The sequence below is a fragment of the Streptomyces sp. NPDC037410 genome (assembly GCF_055602235.1).
On record NZ_JBVJWR010000011.1, the window covers coordinates 142,744 to 146,361 of the forward strand.

Annotated in this window: 3 protein-coding genes; 1 reads left to right on the forward strand and 2 read right to left on the reverse strand. The window is 75.0% G+C overall.

Features of this window, described 5'->3' with window-relative positions:
* Positions 1-73: 73 nt before the first annotated feature.
* Together hemQ and hemG are read right to left on the reverse strand one after the other, a co-directional pair.
* Complete coding sequence (hemQ, locus tag ACZ7HT_RS20160; protein WP_055640858.1) at positions 74-787, reverse strand: hydrogen peroxide-dependent heme synthase; 714 nt, start codon at positions 785-787, stop codon at positions 74-76.
* Positions 788-804: 17 nt separating this feature from the next.
* Positions 805-2,280, reverse strand: a complete 1,476-nt coding sequence (gene hemG / locus ACZ7HT_RS20165) for a protoporphyrinogen oxidase (protein ID WP_471167434.1) — start codon at positions 2,278-2,280, stop codon at positions 805-807.
* Between the two features lie 156 nt (positions 2,281-2,436).
* Here hemG and ACZ7HT_RS20170 point away from each other — a divergent pair, with 156 nt between their 5' ends.
* Complete coding sequence (locus ACZ7HT_RS20170) at positions 2,437-3,426, forward strand: DUF4349 domain-containing protein (protein WP_471167437.1); 990 nt, start codon at positions 2,437-2,439, stop codon at positions 3,424-3,426.
* Positions 3,427-3,618: the final 192 nt, after the last annotated feature.

Consider the following 3,618-nt stretch of genomic DNA (forward strand, 5'->3'; position numbering starts at 1 on the left):
TCTCTCCCCCCCCCCCCCCCCCCCCCCCCCCCCCCCCCCCCCCCCCCCCCCCCCCCCAGGTTTCGTACGGCCGTCAGGCCAGGCCCGCCACCAGATCGGCGACGCTCTTGCGGCGGCCGGTGTAGAACGGGACCTCTTCGCGGACGTGCATCCGGGCCTCGGAGGCACGCAGGTGGCGCATGAGGTCGACGATGCGGTGCAGCTCGTCGGCCTCGAAGGCGAGGATCCACTCGTAGTCGCCGAGGGAGAAGGAGGCCACCGTGTTGGCGCGGACGTCGGGGTAGCCGCGGGCCATCTTGCCGTGGTCCGCGAGCATGCGGCGGCGGTCCTCGTCCGGCAGCAGGTACCAGTCGTAGGAGCGCACGAAGGGGTACACCGAGACGTAGTCGCGCGGGTTCTCGTCGGCCAGGAAGGCCGGGATGTGCGACTTGTTGAACTCGGCGGGGCGGTGCAGCGCCATGTTCGACCAGACCGGCTCCAGAGCGCGGCCCAGCTTGGTGCGGCGGAAGAGGCTGTACGCCTCCTGGAGCTCGTCGCTCGTCTCGGCGTGCCACCAGATCATGACGTCGGCGTCGGCGCGCAGACCGGACAGGTCGTACGTGCCGCGGACCGTGATGTCCTTGGCGGCGAGCTGGTCGAACAGCTCCTGGACCTCGTCGGCGTAACCGGCGCGGTCCTCGGGCAGAACGTCGCGCAGCTTGAACACAGACCACAGGGTGTAGCGGATGACCTCGTTGAGGTCCTTCGCCTTCTTACCGGCGTTCGGGATCTTTTCGGGCGCACTCATACGCCTATTCTCGCCCGTCACAGGGAGTGCCCCGCACCGGGGTCGGTCCTTTTCGACGTGGCGATGATCTCGTCGGCCGCGCGGTGGGCCGAGGCGACGCAGGCGGGGATGCCGACGCCGTCGTACGCGGCGCCCGCGAGGCGCAGTCCGGGGAGGGCGTCGACGGCCGCGCGGACGCGGGCGACGCGGGCGAGGTGGCCGACCGGGTACTGGGGCAGGCCGCCGGTCCAGCGGGTGACCGTGCTCGCGACGGGGCGGGCGGAGAGGCCGGTGGCGGCGGCGAGGTCCTTGAGGGAGGCGTCGACGAGGTCGGAGTCCTCGCGGTGGACCTGCTCCTCCTCGCCGTGGCGGCCGACGGAGGTGCGCAGCACGAACAGGCCGGGGGCGCCGTCGGAGACCCACCGCCACTTCTGGGCGGAGAAGGTGGAGGCCTTGACGGTGTGGCCGTCGACGGGCGGGACCAGGAACCCGGAGCCTTCCAGGGCGGGCATGTCGGCGCGGCGGAAGGCGAGGGTGACGAGGGCCATGGAGGCGTAGTCGATCGCGGCGAGCTCGGCGGCGGCGTCCGGGGCGTGGCCGCCGAGGAGGCCGGCGGCGATGCCGGCGGGGGTGGCGAGGACGACGGCGTCGGCGTCGAAGGTGCGGTCCCGGGTCACGACCTGCCAGCCGGTGGCGCCGGTGCGGACGAGCGCGGTCACGGGGGCCGAGGTGAGGATCTCGCCGCCGGCGGCGCGGAGGGCGCCGGCGACCGCGCCGGGGAGGGTGCCGATGCCGCCGTCGATGCCGAGGAAGGCGGAGCCGCCGAGGCCGGTGGCGGCGCCCGCCGCGTCGGCGGGGGTGGCGGCGCCGGCGCGCTGGACGGCGTGGACGGCGGCGGTGAGCGTGGGGTGGACGCGGGCGGCCTCGAAGAGGGCGGGGACGGCGGCCTTCATCGAGATGCGGTGGGCGTCACCGGCGTACACCCCGCCGAGGAGGGGTTCGACGAGCCGGTCCACGACCTCGTGGCCCATGCGCGCGGCGACGTACGCGCCGATGGCGATGTCCTCGCCGATCTCGGTGGGCGGCAGCTCCAGGTCGCCGCCGATGCGGCGCACGCCCTCCGCGGAGAGCAGGCCCTGGACGGCGGCGGGATCGCCGGGGACGCCCATGACGTGGCCCTTGGGCATGGGGACGAGTTCGCCCCGGGACCAGACGGACGCGGTGGTCGTCGCGGGGGCCTGGAGCCGGTCGCCGAGGCCGACGGCGCGGGCCAGGGCGACGGCCTCGGGGCGGCGGGCGAGCAGGGACTCGGCGCCGAGGTCGACGGGCGCGCCCGCGATCTCCCCGGCGAGGAGCTTGCCGCCGAGCCGCGCGTCGGCTTCGAGGAGGGTCACCCGGTGGCCGGCGAGGGCAAGGCGGTGGGCGGCCGCGAGTCCGGCGATCCCGCCTCCGGCGACGACGACGTGCGGCCCGGCCTGAGGGCCGGCGTGGTGTCCCGTGATGTCCGCGTTCATGGCACCACTCTCTCAAATCGCCCGCGCGCTCCCGTTCCGAGGCCGGACCGTGACCGCATCGCTACCGCCGGAGGGCAACCCGCGCCGGGGGCTCGTACGTCCAAAGGGCGTCACTCATCCGAAGGGCATCACTCACCACCACCTGGGGGGATCCTCGTGCGGGCAGCGAGAACGAGAACGACGGCCGCGGCACTGCTGACGGCCTCACTGGTCCTGGCCGGCTGCGGCGCGGGCGCCACGGAGTCGGCCTCGGACGGCAAGCAGGGCATGGCGGCGGCGAAGCCCGCCGACGGGACAGAGGGTGCCGCGGACGGATCCGCCGCGGACGGCAGCGCGGGGGCCGCCGGGAAGCCCGGGTCGAAGGCGCAGGTCCGGCAGCACGTCATCCGTACGGCCTCGCTCTCCGTCGAGGTGAAGGACGCGGCGAAGGCCCTGGACACGGCCCGCCGGGTGGCGGCGGGCGCCGGCGGGCACGTGGAGAACGAGTCGACCGAGCGGATCGACGACACGCATCTGACCTCGCTGATCGTGCTGCGGGTGCCGCAGGAGCGGTACGACTCCGTCCTCGGCGAGCTCTCGGGCGCCGGGAAGCTCCTCGACCGCAAGGCGGACGCCAAGGACGTCACCGACCAGGTGGTGGACGTGGAGAGCCGGATCGCCACCCAGCGGGCCAGCGTGGCCCGGGTGCGGGCGCTGATGGACCGGGCGGAGAAGCTGTCCGACGTGGTGACCCTGGAGGGCGAGCTGAGCCGCCGCCAGGCCGACCTGGAGGCGCTCCTCGCCCAGCAGGCCTCGCTGAAGGACCGGACGACGCTGGCGACGATCACCCTGCGGCTCTCCGAGAAGGAGCGGCCGGTGGAGAAGGAACCGGAGGAGGGCCGTCCCGGTTTCGGGGAGGCCCTGAGCGGCGGCTGGAACGCGCTGGTGGGCGCGGCGGCCTGGATCGGGATCGTCCTGACCGCGCTCGCCCCGTGGCTCGCGGTCGCCCTGATCGGCTTCGTCCTGTGGCACCGTCTGGTCCGCCCGCGCCGTGCGAGCCGTACCAGGGCGGCGGCCCCGGCGCCCGGCCCCGTGCTGCCGGACACCCCGCGGAACGCCGCCGGGGCGCCGACGGCGCCTCACCCCCGGGAGACCCCCGAGAAGTAGCCTCCGTACCCCTGGCATCCCCCTGACGTTCCATCATGAGTCCCATGAGTCTCATGAGCGAACGACTGGTGGTCATCGGCGGCGGGGGGGGGGGGGGGGGGGGGGGGGTGGGGGGGGGGGGGGGGGGGGGGGGGGGGGGGGGGGGGGGGGGGGGGGTTGTGGGGGGGGGGGGGGGGTCTGTCTCTCGCGTGT